The 13261-nt window shown below is 64.4% G+C and carries 24 protein-coding genes; all 24 read right to left on the bottom strand.

The annotated features are described in order from the left end of the window. Positions 1–41 precede the first annotated feature (41 nt). Positions 42–980, bottom strand: a complete 939-nt coding sequence (locus KQ303_RS08995; protein WP_259730030.1) for a DNA-directed RNA polymerase subunit alpha — start codon at positions 978–980, stop codon at positions 42–44. A gap of 50 nt (positions 981–1030) precedes the next feature. Next, a complete protein-coding gene (rpsK, locus tag KQ303_RS09000) occupies positions 1031–1423 on the bottom strand; it encodes a 30S ribosomal protein S11 (protein WP_006173334.1) in 393 nt (130 codons plus the stop codon). 63 nt (positions 1424–1486) lie between these two features. Then, a complete protein-coding gene (gene rpsM, locus KQ303_RS09005) occupies positions 1487–1852 on the bottom strand; it encodes a 30S ribosomal protein S13 (RefSeq protein ID WP_094514420.1) in 366 nt (121 codons plus the stop codon). Positions 1853–1949: 97 nt separating this feature from the next. Further along, the gene (rpmJ, locus tag KQ303_RS09010) at positions 1950–2063 is read right to left on the bottom strand and encodes a 50S ribosomal protein L36 (RefSeq protein WP_006173336.1); all 114 of its coding nucleotides are present in this window, start codon (positions 2061–2063) and stop codon (positions 1950–1952) included. A gap of 46 nt (positions 2064–2109) precedes the next feature. Beyond that, the gene (locus KQ303_RS09015; RefSeq protein ID WP_094514294.1) at positions 2110–2658 is read right to left on the bottom strand and encodes an adenylate kinase; all 549 of its coding nucleotides are present in this window, start codon (positions 2656–2658) and stop codon (positions 2110–2112) included. Between the two features lie 82 nt (positions 2659–2740). Beyond that, complete coding sequence (gene secY, locus KQ303_RS09020; protein ID WP_094514291.1) at positions 2741–4060, bottom strand: preprotein translocase subunit SecY; 1320 nt, start codon at positions 4058–4060, stop codon at positions 2741–2743. A gap of 142 nt (positions 4061–4202) precedes the next feature. Next, positions 4203–4652, bottom strand: coding sequence for a 50S ribosomal protein L15 (gene rplO / locus KQ303_RS09025; protein ID WP_094514288.1), 450 nt, complete (start codon positions 4650–4652; stop codon positions 4203–4205). Between the two features lie 5 nt (positions 4653–4657). Further along, complete coding sequence (gene rpsE / locus KQ303_RS09030) at positions 4658–5302, bottom strand: 30S ribosomal protein S5 (RefSeq protein ID WP_255101352.1); 645 nt, start codon at positions 5300–5302, stop codon at positions 4658–4660. A gap of 13 nt (positions 5303–5315) precedes the next feature. Further along, complete coding sequence (gene rplR / locus KQ303_RS09035; RefSeq protein ID WP_094514283.1) at positions 5316–5681, bottom strand: 50S ribosomal protein L18; 366 nt, start codon at positions 5679–5681, stop codon at positions 5316–5318. A 32-nt stretch (positions 5682–5713) separates the two neighbouring features. Continuing rightward, positions 5714–6253, bottom strand: coding sequence for a 50S ribosomal protein L6 (gene rplF, locus KQ303_RS09040; RefSeq protein ID WP_094514279.1), 540 nt, complete (start codon positions 6251–6253; stop codon positions 5714–5716). Between the two features lie 15 nt (positions 6254–6268). After that, on the bottom strand, positions 6269–6670 hold the full coding sequence (gene rpsH / locus KQ303_RS09045; protein ID WP_094514276.1) for a 30S ribosomal protein S8: 402 nt from the start codon (positions 6668–6670) through the stop codon (positions 6269–6271). A 20-nt stretch (positions 6671–6690) separates the two neighbouring features. After that, complete coding sequence (gene rplE, locus KQ303_RS09050; protein WP_094514273.1) at positions 6691–7230, bottom strand: 50S ribosomal protein L5; 540 nt, start codon at positions 7228–7230, stop codon at positions 6691–6693. Positions 7231–7346: 116 nt separating this feature from the next. Continuing rightward, the gene (gene rplX / locus KQ303_RS09055) at positions 7347–7703 is read right to left on the bottom strand and encodes a 50S ribosomal protein L24 (protein WP_094514269.1); all 357 of its coding nucleotides are present in this window, start codon (positions 7701–7703) and stop codon (positions 7347–7349) included. 1 nt (position 7704) lies between these two features. Continuing rightward, positions 7705–8070: a 50S ribosomal protein L14 gene (rplN, locus tag KQ303_RS09060; RefSeq protein ID WP_094514267.1), complete on the bottom strand. Its 366-nt coding sequence runs from the start codon at positions 8068–8070 to the stop codon at positions 7705–7707. 12 nt (positions 8071–8082) lie between these two features. After that, positions 8083–8334 carry a 30S ribosomal protein S17 gene (rpsQ, locus tag KQ303_RS09065; protein WP_094514265.1) on the bottom strand — a complete coding sequence of 84 codons (252 nt, stop codon included), beginning with the start codon at positions 8332–8334 and terminating at the stop codon, positions 8083–8085. Positions 8335–8348: 14 nt separating this feature from the next. After that, positions 8349–8564 (bottom strand): 50S ribosomal protein L29, encoded by a 216-nt coding sequence (gene rpmC, locus KQ303_RS09070; RefSeq protein ID WP_094514264.1) that lies wholly within the window; start codon positions 8562–8564, stop codon positions 8349–8351. Positions 8565–8566: 2 nt separating this feature from the next. Further along, positions 8567–9028 carry a 50S ribosomal protein L16 gene (gene rplP / locus KQ303_RS09075; RefSeq protein WP_094514261.1) on the bottom strand — a complete coding sequence of 154 codons (462 nt, stop codon included), beginning with the start codon at positions 9026–9028 and terminating at the stop codon, positions 8567–8569. A 16-nt stretch (positions 9029–9044) separates the two neighbouring features. Next, entirely contained in the window at positions 9045–9773 is a 729-nt protein-coding gene (gene rpsC / locus KQ303_RS09080) for a 30S ribosomal protein S3 (RefSeq protein WP_094514258.1), read from the bottom strand. A gap of 19 nt (positions 9774–9792) precedes the next feature. After that, positions 9793–10152, bottom strand: a complete 360-nt coding sequence (gene rplV / locus KQ303_RS09085; protein WP_094514255.1) for a 50S ribosomal protein L22 — start codon at positions 10150–10152, stop codon at positions 9793–9795. Positions 10153–10165: 13 nt separating this feature from the next. Next, a complete protein-coding gene (gene rpsS, locus KQ303_RS09090; RefSeq protein WP_006173352.1) occupies positions 10166–10441 on the bottom strand; it encodes a 30S ribosomal protein S19 in 276 nt (91 codons plus the stop codon). Positions 10442–10476: 35 nt separating this feature from the next. Further along, complete coding sequence (gene rplB / locus KQ303_RS09095) at positions 10477–11340, bottom strand: 50S ribosomal protein L2 (protein WP_094514251.1); 864 nt, start codon at positions 11338–11340, stop codon at positions 10477–10479. A 15-nt stretch (positions 11341–11355) separates the two neighbouring features. Beyond that, the gene (locus KQ303_RS09100) at positions 11356–11658 is read right to left on the bottom strand and encodes a 50S ribosomal protein L23 (RefSeq protein WP_094514247.1); all 303 of its coding nucleotides are present in this window, start codon (positions 11656–11658) and stop codon (positions 11356–11358) included. Beyond that, positions 11651–12286 carry a 50S ribosomal protein L4 gene (rplD, locus tag KQ303_RS09105; RefSeq protein ID WP_094514242.1) on the bottom strand — a complete coding sequence of 212 codons (636 nt, stop codon included), beginning with the start codon at positions 12284–12286 and terminating at the stop codon, positions 11651–11653. The genes KQ303_RS09100 and rplD overlap by 8 nt, the downstream gene beginning before the upstream one ends. A gap of 11 nt (positions 12287–12297) precedes the next feature. Beyond that, positions 12298–12945, bottom strand: a complete 648-nt coding sequence (gene rplC, locus KQ303_RS09110; protein ID WP_094514239.1) for a 50S ribosomal protein L3 — start codon at positions 12943–12945, stop codon at positions 12298–12300. Positions 12946–13261: the final 316 nt, after the last annotated feature.

Raw genomic sequence — 13261 nt, forward strand, 5'->3', positions numbered from 1 at the left:
GGTGTACGTCGAAGGGGAGAGATCGCGCAGGGAAGCGGGGTCTAGGCCGTGGTGCGGCTCTGGGGCAGAGAAATGCCGATGCGCTCAAGGGCTTCGATCACCTCGTCGGCCGATTTGGAACCGAAGTTCTTGATCTCGAGGAGGTCTTCGTAGCTGAAGCCCATGAGATCGGAAACCGAGTTCACCTGGGCACGCTTCAGGCAGTTGTAAGCCCTCACGGACAGGTTGAGTTCTTCCAGAGGGATCTGGCTTTCAGCAGAGGGCTCCGGCTCCGCGCCCGGCTCGTCGTCGATGGTGAGGCTGGCCAGCGGCTGGAACAGGGCAATCAACTGATTGGCGGCCTGGGCCATGGCGTCGTCGGGGGTGATCGCGCCGCTGGTGTGGATCTCGAGCCGCAGCCGCTCCCGCGCCGAGCCGCCTTCGCCGACAGCGGTTTCGTCGACGGTGTAGTTCACCCGCCGCACCGGCATGAACACGGCATCGATCTGGAGCAGGTCGATGGCGCTGGTGTCTTCGTTGTGACGGTCGACGGGGCGATAGCCCACACCCCGCTCCACGTGCACTTCAAGCTCGAGGCTGTGGCCTTCCGCGACGGTGGCGATCGGCCGTTCAAGGTCGATCACCTGAACCTGCGAGGAGAATTGAAGGTCGCCGGCGGTAACGGTGGCGGGGCCGGTGGCCACAAGCCGGCCGATCTCAAGATCGCGGCTGCGGCTGCTGACGACCACTTCCTTGCAGTTCAGGAGAATGTCGAGAACGTCTTCGCGGACACCCGGCACCGTGGCGTATTCATGGTTCACGCCGGCGATGCGCACGGCCGTGATCGCACTGCCTTCCATCCCACCCATGAGCACCCGACGCAGGGCGTTGCCCAGGGTGATGGCCTGGCCGCGATCGAGGGGCCCGATCACAAAGACGCCCGTCTGGGAGCGGTCTTCGCCGATCTGATGCTCGACGCGATCGATCTGATACTGATGCACGGCCTGAAGGTGGTGAAGAGGAATGCCCGAGGGCTTGGAAGTGAAGCGACTCAGACCCGGCGGCGCTTGGAGCGCCGGCAACCGTTGTGAGGCAGCGGGGTGACATCACGGATCAGGGTGATCTCAAGACCTGCCACCTGCAGAGCACGAATGGCGGTTTCACGGCCAGATCCAGGCCCGCGCACCAGCACTTCGATCTGCCGCATGCCCTGCTCGAGGGCGCGGCGGCCGGCAGCTTCGGCGGCCGTCTGGGCGGCGAACGGGGTGCCCTTGCGGGCTCCCTTGAAGCCACTGGCCCCGGCAGACGACCAGGAAATCACCTCGCCAGCGGTGTCGGTGATCGACACGATGGTGTTGTTGAAGGTGCTCTGGATGTGTGCCACGCCGTTGGGCACATTCCGCTTGGTTTTCTTTGCGCCGGTTTTCTTGGCTGGCTTCGCCATGGACAGGGGCCTGGGGTAGGGGACTGGGAAGGACTGACGCCGGTGAGGCGCTGGGCGAGAGGATTACTTCTTCTTGCCGGCCACGGTTTTGCGCGCGCCGCGGCGGGTGCGTGCGTTGGTGCGGGTGCGCTGCCCACGGACCGGCAGGCCCATGCGATGGCGGCGGCCACGAACGCAGCCGATGTCCTGCAGACGCTTGAGCGCCATGCCCTCCTGACGGCGCAGGTCGCCTTCGAGGGTGAAGGATTCCGCTGCGGCGCGCAGTTTCTGCACGTCAGCGTCGTCAAGGTCTTTCACCCGGATGTCCGGGCTGACACCGGCCTTGGCCAGGATCTTCTGGGCACGGGTCAAGCCGATGCCATAGACGTAAGTGAGAGAAATCTCAACCCTCTTGTCACGAGGGATATCGACACCGGCAATCCGAGCCACGAAGAAACGATTCAGTTGGGCAGAGGGGAGCCCAGCCACGGTGGGCTGGGTGGTGCGCCCAAGAGGGCGCAGATGAATGAGGCGGGAACAGCGCAGGTCAGCCCTGGCGCTGTTTGTGTTTGGGGTTGGTGCAGATCACCATGACCCGGCCATGGCGGCGGATCACCCGGCACTTGTCACACATTTTCTTGACCGAGGCACGCACCTTCATGAGCAGCGGTGCTCCAAATTTCCAAACAGATAACGTACCACAGCGCTCAACCCACAACAGCGGAGATTCGCTCGGCAATCGCCTCGACCGTGCCACTGGCCTCGACGGAACTGAGCAGCCCCTTGGCGCGGTAGTACGCGATCAAAGGCTCCGTCTGATCGCTGTAGACGACAAGACGGTTGCGGATCACAGCTTCGTTGTCGTCGGCGCGGCCGCGTGCCAGCAGGCGCTCCACGAGGGTTTCGTCATCGAGGGCCAGGAGCACCACCAATTCGATCGGTTGGCCGATCTCCTCCAGCAGTTGCTGGAGGGCTTCGGCCTGGGCCAGGTTGCGTGGGAAACCATCGAGCAGCCAGCCGCCGTTGCAGCAGGTCAGACGGGCACGAACGATCGCCAGCACCAAGGTGTCGCTGACCAGTTCGCCACGGGCCATCACGGCCTCCGCTTCCTGGCCGAGCGCACTGCCCGCAGCTACTTCGGCGCGCAACAACTCGCCGGTGGAGAGGTGCAGGAGGTTGTGGCTGGCCGCGAGACGCTCGGCCTGGGTGCCCTTGCCGGCTCCTGGGGGGCCGAGAAAAAGAATGCGCTGCTTCATGGAAGGGGGCGGATGAGCGGAAACCAGAGAAGGGGCGGGGGAGTGGCGATGACCTGTGGAGCCCTGGAAGGGGTGGGGCGCGTCACTGGCGCACCATCCCCTCGTAGCGCTGCGAGATCACGTAGGTCTGGACCTGCTTGGCGGTGTCGATCGCAACGCCCACCAGGATCAGCAGGGAGGTGGCCCCCAGACCCTGGAAGGTGCGCACCTGCGTGGCGCCCTCCACAGCCGAGGGAATGATTGCCACCGCACCGAGAAAGAGACCCCCGAGGATGGTGAGCCGGTTCTGCACGCCACTGAGATAAATGGCAGTGGCAGAGCCGGGACGCACACCCGGAACGGCTACACCGCTGCGCTTGAGGTTGGTGGCGATGTCGACCGGATTGATCGTGAGGGTGGCGTAGAACAGCGAAAAGCCGATGATCAACGCGAAGAACAGCAGGGCATAAAGCCATGGCGTGCTGCTGTTGGGGCTGAGGTAGCCGGCCAGCTGGATCAGCCAGGGGGCGCGGGTGAGGTTGGCGATGGTGAGGGGCAGGAACACCACGGCTGACGCAAAGATGATCGGCATCACCCCACCGGCATTGAGCTTCAAGGGCAGGTAGCTCTGACGCGCGGAAAGGGGGGTGTTTTGCCCGACCTGACGCTTGGCGCTCACGATCGGGATGCGACGGCTGCCTTCCTGCACGAAAATGATGCCAACGATCGTGACCAGGAAAATCAGCACCAGCACCACGATCCCGCCCACGGTGGCCCGGTCGCCGCTCTGGGCCAGCTCCACGGTGGAGCCAAGGGCACGCGGCAGCGTGGCCACAATGTTCACAAAGATCACCAGCGACGCTCCCTGGCCGATCCCCCGCTCGGTGATCACTTCGCTGATCCACATCACCACCATCGATCCCGCCACAAGTGCGAGGGAGGTCTGGATGACGAACACAGGAGCTGACACTCCCGGGATGGCGTATTGCCGCAGGATCAGGGCGAAGACCGTGCTCTGCAGGATCCCCCAACCCAGTGCCACATAGCGGGTGATCTGAGCGATCTTGCGCCGGCCGGCTTCCCCTTCGTTCTTCTGGAGGTCCTCCAGCTGGGGCACCGCCGCCGTGAGGAGCTGAAGAATGATCGAGGCGTTGATGAACGGCAGGATGCCAAGCGCGAACACACCAAGGGTGGAGATGCCCCCACCCGTGAAGATGTCGAGGAAGCCGATCAGCTGGCCGCCCTGCTGGATGAACTGCTGGAAGGCCACCCGGTCGATGCCGGGAACGGGGATGTAAATCCCCAGGCGCACCAACAGCAGCAAGCCAAGCGTGGTGAGCACCCGGTCACGGAGACCCTTGGACTGGATCAGCTGGGTGAGGATTTCGCCGGCGCTGGGATTGCGCCCCCGGCTAAGGAGCATGGTGTGTTCTCAGGCGGTGGGGAGGCAGAAAGGAGACGCTGCGGAGTGACACGAAAGCCGCCTGCCGTTCCGCAGGACGGTGGCAGACGGCTCTGAGACCAGGAAACCCCACCAGCATGGCTGGCGGGGTGTGGAGATGGGGTCAGGTGAGCTCGCAGGTGCCACCAGCGGCTTCGATCTTTTCACGGGCAGACGCAGTGAAAGCAGCAGCCTGAACGGTCAGTTTCACACTGAGATCGCCGTCGCCGAGGATCTTCAGAGGGTGCTTAGGGCTGGTGACCAGCCCTTCTTTCACCAGCACATCCAGGTTGACGGTGCTGCCGGCCTTGAGGCCCGACAGCTTGGCCACGTTCAGCACGGTGAACGACTTGGGGTTCACCAGTGGGAAGTGCTTGAGCTTGGGGACCCGCCGGTAGAGCGGCATCTGGCCGCCTTCAAAGCCGGGGCGGGTGGGGCTGCCGGAGCGGGACTTCTGTCCGCGCATGCCGAAGCCGCAGCTGGCACCCTGACCGGCGGCGATGCCGCGGCCTTTGCGGAGCTTGCGGCGCCGGGCACCGGCCTGGGGCTTGAGGGACTGGAGAGTGTGGGTCATGGGGCTCAGGAGTAAATCTGCTCGAGGGAGATGCCCCGTTCCTTGGCGGTTTCCTTGTGGGTGCGGAGCGCCTGCAGCGCCTCAATGGCGGCGCGGGCATTGTTGAGGGGCGTCTTGCTGCCCAGGCGCTTCGCCAGCACGTTCTTGATGCCCGCGAGCTCAAGCACGGTGCGGATGGAGCCGCCTGCGATCACGCCGGTGCCCGGGGCGGCCGGGCGCATGAGCACGCTGGCAGCGCCATCGACCCCACGGCTCTCGGTGGGAATCGAGCTGGTGCGGGTGAGCGGAACCTTGACGAGGTGCTTCTTGCCGTCGGCCACGCCCTTGCGGACGGCACCGATGACATCGCCGGCCTTACCGACGCCCACACCGACCTGACCGCGTTCGTTGCCGACCACGATGATGGCGCGGAAGCTCATCTTCTTACCGCCTTTGACGGTTTTGGAGACCCGGCGGATCTGGACCACACGCTCCTGCCATTCGGAGTCGCGCTCCTGACCGCCGCGCCGCCCTTCACCACGGCGACCACCGCCGCTGCCGCCGCGACGATCGCCGCCTTTGCCGCCACCGCCACCGCGCCGCTGTTCGGGCTGGCCTTCAGCCGCCGCTGGCACGTCGCTGGACTGGATCGTTTCGTTGATTTCGGTCATGGTTGGATCCGGTTCAGAACTGAAGGCCCGCTTCACGGGCAGCGTCGGCAAGGGCCTTGACGCGGCCGTGATAGAGGTTGCCGCCACGATCGAACACCACCTGTTGAATGCCTTTGGCGAGGGCACGTTGGGCCACCAGTTGACCCACGGCCACGGAGGCATCGCAGGTGGAGCTGGCGGTCAGGCTGGTGCGCAGATCTTTGTCGAGCGTCGAAGCGGCACAGAGCGTGCTCTGTGCGTCGTCGTCGATGACCTGGGCGTAGATGTGATTGTTGGAGCGGAACACCGCCAGCCGCGGACGGGCGGCGGATCCGGTGAGATGGCGACGCAGACGGCGGTGACGCTTCTGGGTCTGGGCTTTGCGGGAAACGGTGGACATGGGAGTGGAGGGGTGGGACGCTCAGGCAGGCCTCATTTCTTACCGGTTTTGCCGGCCTTGCGCAGAATGCGCTCGCCCTCGTACTTGATGCCCTTGCCCTTGTAGGGCTCAGGAGGACGAATGGCGCGGACCTTGGCCGCTTCGTTGCCGACCAGTTCCTTGTCGAAACCGGAGACCAGCACCTGGGTGTTGCCCTCCACGGTGAAGACGATGCCTTCGGGGGGCACCACTTCGACCGGGTGGCTGTAGCCGGCGCTCACCACGAGCTTCGTACCCTGAACTTGGGCCCGGTAGCCCACGCCCACGATTTCGAGCTTGCGGGTGAAGCCTTTGCTCACCCCTTCGACCATGTTGGCCACCAGCGTACGGCAGAGTCCGTGGCGCTCCCGCGAGCGGCGGGTGGCTGTGGAAGGGGCAACAACGAGCGTGTTGTCTTCCTGGCGAATCTGGACACCTTCAGGGAGGGTGCGGTTCAGTTCGCCTTTGGGCCCCTTGACATGGACCGAGAGGCCGTTGAGGCTCACGGTCACCTTGTCGGGGATCGGGATCGGTGCTTTACCAATACGTGACATGAATCAACTCCCTTTTCAGTAGATGTAGCAGAGGACTTCACCGCCGACACCCTGCTTACGGGCGTCACGGTCGCTCATCACACCCTTGGAGGTGGAAATGATCGCGACGCCGAGACCACCCAGCACCTTGGGGAGTTGACGTGTGTTCTTGTAGATCCGCAGACCCGGCTTGCTGACGCGCTTGACGGAGCGGATCGTGGGCTGACGATGCTTGCCGCTGTATTTCAGCTCAAGAACGAGATGCCTTTGCACCCCTTCACCTTCTTCGCTGATCTGGGCAATGAACCCTTCCTGCTGCAGCACTTTGGCGATGCTGTGCGACAGGCGGGAAGCAGGCACCTTGGTGGTCTGATGCTTTTTCTCACTCGCATTACGAATGCGGGTGAGCATGTCTGAAATCGGGTCGTGGTTGGCCATGTTGGGGGTCCGAAGAGGGCTCAGTTGCTGCGGAACGGCATTCCCATCTCGCGGAGGAGGGCCCGGCCCTCTTCGTCGTTACGGGCACTGGTCACGATGGTGATGTCCATGCCCCGGATGGCATCGATCTTGTCGTAGGAGATTTCCGGAAAGATGATCTGTTCCCGGACTCCAAGGGTGTAATTCCCCCGTCCATCGAAACTCTTGGGGCTCACACCGCGGAAATCGCGGATGCGGGGCAAGGCCAGATGGATCAGGCGCTCGAGGAAGGCATACATCCGGTCACCACGAAGGGTGACGGCGACGCCGATCGGCATGCCCTGGCGGATCTTGAAGCTGGCGATGGCCTTCTTGGCACGGGTCACCACCACCTTCTGACCGGTGATCGTGGCCAGTTCAGCGATCGAAGCCTCAAGGGCCTTGGCGTTCTGGGCGGCCTCGCCGAGACCTCGGTTCACGGTGACTTTCATCACCTTGGGAACCTCATGAATGTTGGAGAGGCTGAGATCCTTCAGCAGCTTGGGCTGGATCGTCTCCCGGTAGCGCTGTTTGAGTGACATGGCGGGGTGGGGGAAATTCGCTTCTGGGCGTTGTCAGAAGGCGGACAGGAACGGGGAGTGCAGGGACGGGCGGGGGAGGTGACTCCATGGCCGAGGCCACCGAATCGAGGATGTGCTCAATCGAGCAGTTCGCCGGTCTTGGTGAGGCGGCGCTTCTTGGTGCCGTCGGCCTGGATGGCAATGGCGACACGGCTGGGAACGTTCTGGCTGGTGGAGAACACCATCACATTCGAAGCATGCACAGAGGCTTCTTCCGTGACGATCCGGCCGGTTTCGCCTTCCTGGGTGGGCTTCACGTGACGGGTGCGCAGGTTGATCCCCTGCACCACCACGCGGTTCTCGTAAGGAAGGGTGCGCAGGACTTCACCGGTTTTTCCCTTGTCCTTGCCAGCGATCACCTTGACGGTGTCACCTTTGCGGATGCGCATCTTGACCCGCTTGGCGGGCCGTGGCTGGGGTGTTGCGGCGGCCATTTCAGATCACCTCCGGGGCGAGTGACACGATCTTGGTGAAGTTGCGCTCGCGCAGTTCACGGGCGACCGGACCGAACACACGCGTGCCCTTCGGGTTGTTGTCGTTGCCGAGGATCACGGCGGCGTTGTCGTCGAAGCGGATCGAGTTGCCCGTGTCGCGGCGCAGCGTGGCGCGGGTGCGCACCACCACAGCCTTGACGACGTCCGACTTCTTCACCCCCATGTTGGGCATGGCGTCTTTGACGGCAGCGACGATCACATCGCCGACGTGGGCATATCGGCGGTTGGTGCCCAGCACACGGATGCACTGGATGCGCTTGGCGCCGCTGTTGTCAGCGACATTGAGGAAGGTTTCCTGCTGAATCATGGTGTGACCTCCTCAGCTCGCGCCGGATGGGGTGAGAACTTCCGCCACCGCCCAGCGCTTGGTGCGGCTGAGGGGACGGGTTTCGGTGATGCGGACGCGATCACCGACCCGACAACGGTTGTCTTCGTCGTGGGCCTTGTAGCGGGTGGTGCGGCTGACGGTCTTTTGATAGATGGGATGGGGGAAGCGGTTCTCCACCGCGACCACCACCGTTTTTTCCATCTTGTCGCTGACGACGGTGCCGACCCTTTCCTTGAGTGCCATGGGGTGGTGGGGGATCAGGAGGCGGAGGGAGCGGAGCGTTGCCGCTCCTGCTGCACCGTCAACAGCTGAGCCAGCTTGGTGCGGCTCTGCTTGAACAGGTGCGGTTGCTCCAGCCGGCGGGTGGCCCGCTGGAAGCGGAGGTTGAACAGTTCACGGCGGCAACCGCCGATCTGTTCGACCAATTCGGCATCGGTGAGGGTTCGCACCTCGGCGATGGCAGGACGTGCCATGTTCAGGACTCCAGGGCGAGAGAGGGTTCGGGGGAAGCTTCCGGCTCCTGGTCGGCCAAGGCGAGGAACTTCGTCTTGACCGGCAGCTTGTACTGCGCCAGGCGCATGGCCTCCTTGGCGATGGCCGGGGTGATTTCAGGCCCGCCCATCTCAAAGAGAATCCGGCCGGGTTTGATCACCGCCACCCAGAATTCAGGGTTGCCTTTACCGGAACCCATACGGGTTTCGGCGGGGCGCATGGTGACCGGCTTGTCGGGGAAGATCCGGATCCAGATCTTTCCTCCCCGCTTGACATAGCGGGTCATCGCCCGACGACTGGCTTCGATCTGGCGAGAAGTGATCCAGCCACATTCCTGGGCCTGGAGGGCAAACTCACCGAAGGCAATCGTGTTGCCCCGGGTGGCGACGCCGCGCATGCGACCTCGCTGTTGTTTGCGGAATTTGACGCGTTTGGGACTCAGCATGGTTCAGGCCTCCTGATCACTCCTCGTTCGAGCGGTCTTCGAACTGTTGGGGCCGCCGGCTGCTCCGGCGCCTGGGTGCTCCACCAGCGGGCAGTTGCTCCTTCTGCCCAGGAAGCACCTCTCCTTTGAACACCCAGACCTTGATGCCCAGCACCCCGTAGGTGGTGGTGGCCACCTTGGTGGCGTAATCGATGTCGGCGCGCAGCGTGTGCAGGGGCACGCGGCCTTCGCGGGTCCATTCCGTCCGGGCGATTTCGGCGCCGTTGAGACGACCGCTCACCTGGATTTTCAGCCCGAGCACACCGGCCCGCTGGGCGCGCTGCACCGTCATCCGCATGACGCGGCGGAAGGCGACCCGCTTTTCCAGTTGCTGAGCGATGTATTCGGCCAGCAGGTAGGCGTCAGCGTCGACCCGCTCCACCTCAACGACATTGATGCGCACCTGGCGCTGGCGGTCGCCGAGCGTGGTCTGGATGCCGGCACGAAGCTCTTCGATGCCGCTGCCCTGGCGGCCGACCAGCACGCCGGGGCGTGCCGTTTTGAGCTCCACTTCGAGTTGATCGGCCTTGCGGGCGATCAGCACGTCGGAGATGCCGGCGCTGGCGTATTTCTTGTGGATGAAGCGACGAATCCGATCGTCTTCCTGGAGAAGAATCGGATAGGTCTTGCTGGGGGCATACCAGCGGGAGCGGTGGTCCTGGGTGATCCCCAGGCGCAATCCGGTTGGATGGATCTTGTGTCCCATCGGGCGGTGTCCTCGGGGGTCAGGCGGAAGTGGACGCCACAGCAATGCTGATGTGGCAGGTTTGTTTCTTGATCGCGTAAGCCCGCCCCTGGGCGCGGGGACGGAATCGCTTCAGGGAAGGACCCATGTCGGCGATCGCGGTGCTGATCACCAGGGAAGCGGGATCAAGACCAAGGTTGTGTTCCGCATTGGCGACCGCCGAACGGAGCACCTTGGTGATCGGTCCGGTGGAGCGGTAAGGCATGAACTCGAGCAGGATCAGCGCCTCGCGATAGGAGCGGCCGCGGATCTGGTCGAGCACCCGGCGCACCTTGGAAACGGATCCGCGGATGTAGCGGCCGTGGGCGCGGGCTTCTGAGCTGGGGGAAGGGTTGGCCATGGTGTGTCGCTCCTTAACGGGCACCTTTTTTGTCTTTGATGTGACCCCGGAAGGTGCGGGTGGGGGCGAATTCCCCCAGCTTGTGGCCCACCATCTGCTCGGTGACATACACCGGCACGTGGCTCTTGCCGTTGTGAACGGCAATCGTGTGGCCGATCATCATCGGCAGGATGGTGGAAGCCCGCGACCAGGTTTTGATCACGGTTTTGTCGCCAGCGCTGTTCTGCGCTTCGACCTTGCGCAGCAGGTGGTCGGCGACGAATGGTCCTTTTTTGAGTGAACGTCCCATGGCGGTTTAAGCAGACAGCAAAACAGTGTTGACCATCAGGAATCCCGTCCGCCACGGCTCCGTTTGGAGGTGCGGCGACGTTTCCGCAGGACAAACCGATTGCTGGGTTTGTTCCGCTTCCGGGTTTTGAGGCCCAGGGCCGGTTTGCCCCAGGGGGTGACCGGGCCGGAGCGGCCGATCGGTGCGCGTCCCTCACCACCACCGTGGGGGTGGTCGCAGGGGTTCATCACACTGCCGCGCACTTCGGGGCGACGCCCCAGCCAGCGCTTGCGACCGGCTTTGCCGAGGCTCGTGTTGCGAACTTCAGCGTTGCCCACTTCCCCGAGGGTGGCGTAGCACTCCCGCCGCACGAGACGAACCTCGGTGGACGGCAGCTTGAGGGCGACGTAATCGCCTTCCTTGGCCATCACCTGGGCGCTGGCGCCGGCGGTGCGAACCATCTGGCCACCGCGTCCGGCGTAGAGCTCGACGTTGTGGACGGCGGAGCCCAGAGGAATCGAGGAGAGCGGCAGGGCATTGCCGGTTTCAATCGGGGATCCGGGGCCGGACACCACCGTTTGGCCGACTTCGATGCCTGCAGGAGCAAGGATGTAGCGCTTCTCACCATCGGTGTAGAAGAGCAGAGCCAGACGCGCGTTGCGGTGCGGGTCGTAGTGGATGGCGGCCACGCGGGCCTCCACGCCGTGCTTGTCGCGGCGGAAATCCACCAGGCGATAGAGGCGCTTGTGGCCACCGCCACGGTGGCGGCAGGTGATCACGCCCCGGTTGTTGCGGCCTTTGCGGCGGTGCTTGGCCACCACCAGGCTGCGTTCGGGCTTGCGCTCAGTGACTTCGCTGAAGTCGCTGGCGACCCGGGTGCGGGTGCCGGGGGTGTAGGGACGGTAGTTGCGGATTGCCATAACGATTCAGAACCCTCAGGCCTCGGGGAACAGCTGGATGGCATTGCCTGCGGCGAGCCGCACCACCGCCTTTTTCACCTGGGCGCGCTTGCCGGCGAAGCGTCCGACCCGCCGGGCACGGCGAGGGGGATTCATGGTGCTCACGCCGATGACGCGCACATCGAAGAGGTGCTCGACGGCGGCCTTGATGTCGGGCTTGGCAGCCCTGGGGTCCACCTCAAAGGTGTACTGGTTGAGTTCGAGCGCGCGGGTGGCTTTCTCGGTGATCAGCGGGCGCCGGATCACATCCGCCAGCCGGTTGGCGAAACGTTCAGTCATCTCCGTAGACCTCCTGGATCTTGGCGAGAGCTTCCTCGCTGAGCACCAGCTTCCTGGCGTTGAGCAAGTCGAAGACATTCAGCTGATCGGCGGCGATCAGTTTCACGTTTTCGAGGTTGCGGACCGACAGGCGGACCACATCGGTGGGGGCATCCAGCACCAGCAGCACCTTGGCGCCGGCGGGGATGTCCCAGCGCTGCAGAGCAGCGACGATTTCGCGGGTTTTCGGCTGCTCCAGCGCCGCGCCGAAGCCTTGCACCACCACCATGTCGGCGGCCCGGCTGATCAGGGCGGTGCGCAGCGCCAGGCGACGTTCCTTGCGGTTCATCGCCAGGCTGTAGGTGCGGGGCTTGGGCCCGAACACCACGCCGCCACCGGGGCGGAGCGGGGTGCGGATCGAGCCCTGGCGGGCACGACCCGTTCCTTTCTGTTTGTAGGGCTTGCGGCCGCCACCACGCACTTCGGCGCGGGTGAGGCTGCTGGCCGTGCCCTGGCGGGCGTGGGCGAGCTGGCGCACGACCGCGCGCTGCAGCAGGCCGCCGGCCGAGGCTTCCTTGGCGACCCTCAGATCAAGGCTGGCCTTGCCGGCTTCCTTGCCCTGCCAATCACGAACGACACAGTTGACCATGGCTGACATCCTCAGTTCGCGACCTTGTCACCGACCCGCCGAGCGGGTCGGATGTTGAGCAGGGCGCCGGGCTTGCCGGGCACCGAACCCTTCACCACCAGGAGGTTGCGCTCGACATCCACCTTGAGAATGACGAGACCCTTTGTGGTGATCTGCTTGCCGCCGTAGCGGCCTGCCATCCGTTTGCCGGGGTAGACCCGACCGGGGGTGGTGCCGGCGCCGGTGGATCCGGGTTCGCGGTGGTTCTTGGAACCGTGCGTCATTGGACCGCGGCTGAAGCCGTGGCGCTTCTGGTAACCACTGAAACCGCGGCCGATCGTGTCACCGCTGACATCGACTTTCTGGCCGGGCTCGAAGCCTTCGACCGTGATCGTGCCACCGAGTTCGAGGCCTTCGACAGAATCGAGCCGGTATTCGGTGAGGTGCCGCAGGGGCTCACTGCCGGATTTGGCCAGGTGACCCGCAGCCGGGCGGTTGACGAGCTTCTCGCGAATGTCGCCAAAGCCAATCTGAGCGGCGGTGTAGCCGTCGGTGGCAGGGGTTTTGAGTTGGGTGATGCGGCAGGGGCCCGCCTCGATCACGGTGACCGGGATGGACTTGCCGTCGGGGGCGAAGAACTGGGACATGCCCAATTTCTTGCCGAGGATGCCGATGGACATGGGGGGAAGAACGCCAGCAGGACCACGGCCGAGACCATCCGGAGATGACGGGCCGCCTGGAGGCTGAATCGATGAACGCGCTGGATCCGCTTGACTGGATCCCGTGGAAACGGAGCATCCGGCCATGGCCTGACGGGCAGGCAGGGCCGGGGGCTAGCGGTGGGCGAAACAGCAGGCTGGGACTTTTCCGTCGGGCCGTAGCCGGAGGACGGCGAGTTTCCCGTCGGCGGTGAGGCAGCAGAGCTGCTCGTTGCCGAACTGGCCGGGAGGATCCACCGACAGCGGTGGACCCGCGCAAGGTTCCGGAGGCCCGGCT

This window comes from Synechococcus sp. CS-1333 (genome assembly GCF_025128015.1).
Classification (GTDB): domain Bacteria; phylum Cyanobacteriota; class Cyanobacteriia; order PCC-6307; family Cyanobiaceae; genus MW101C3.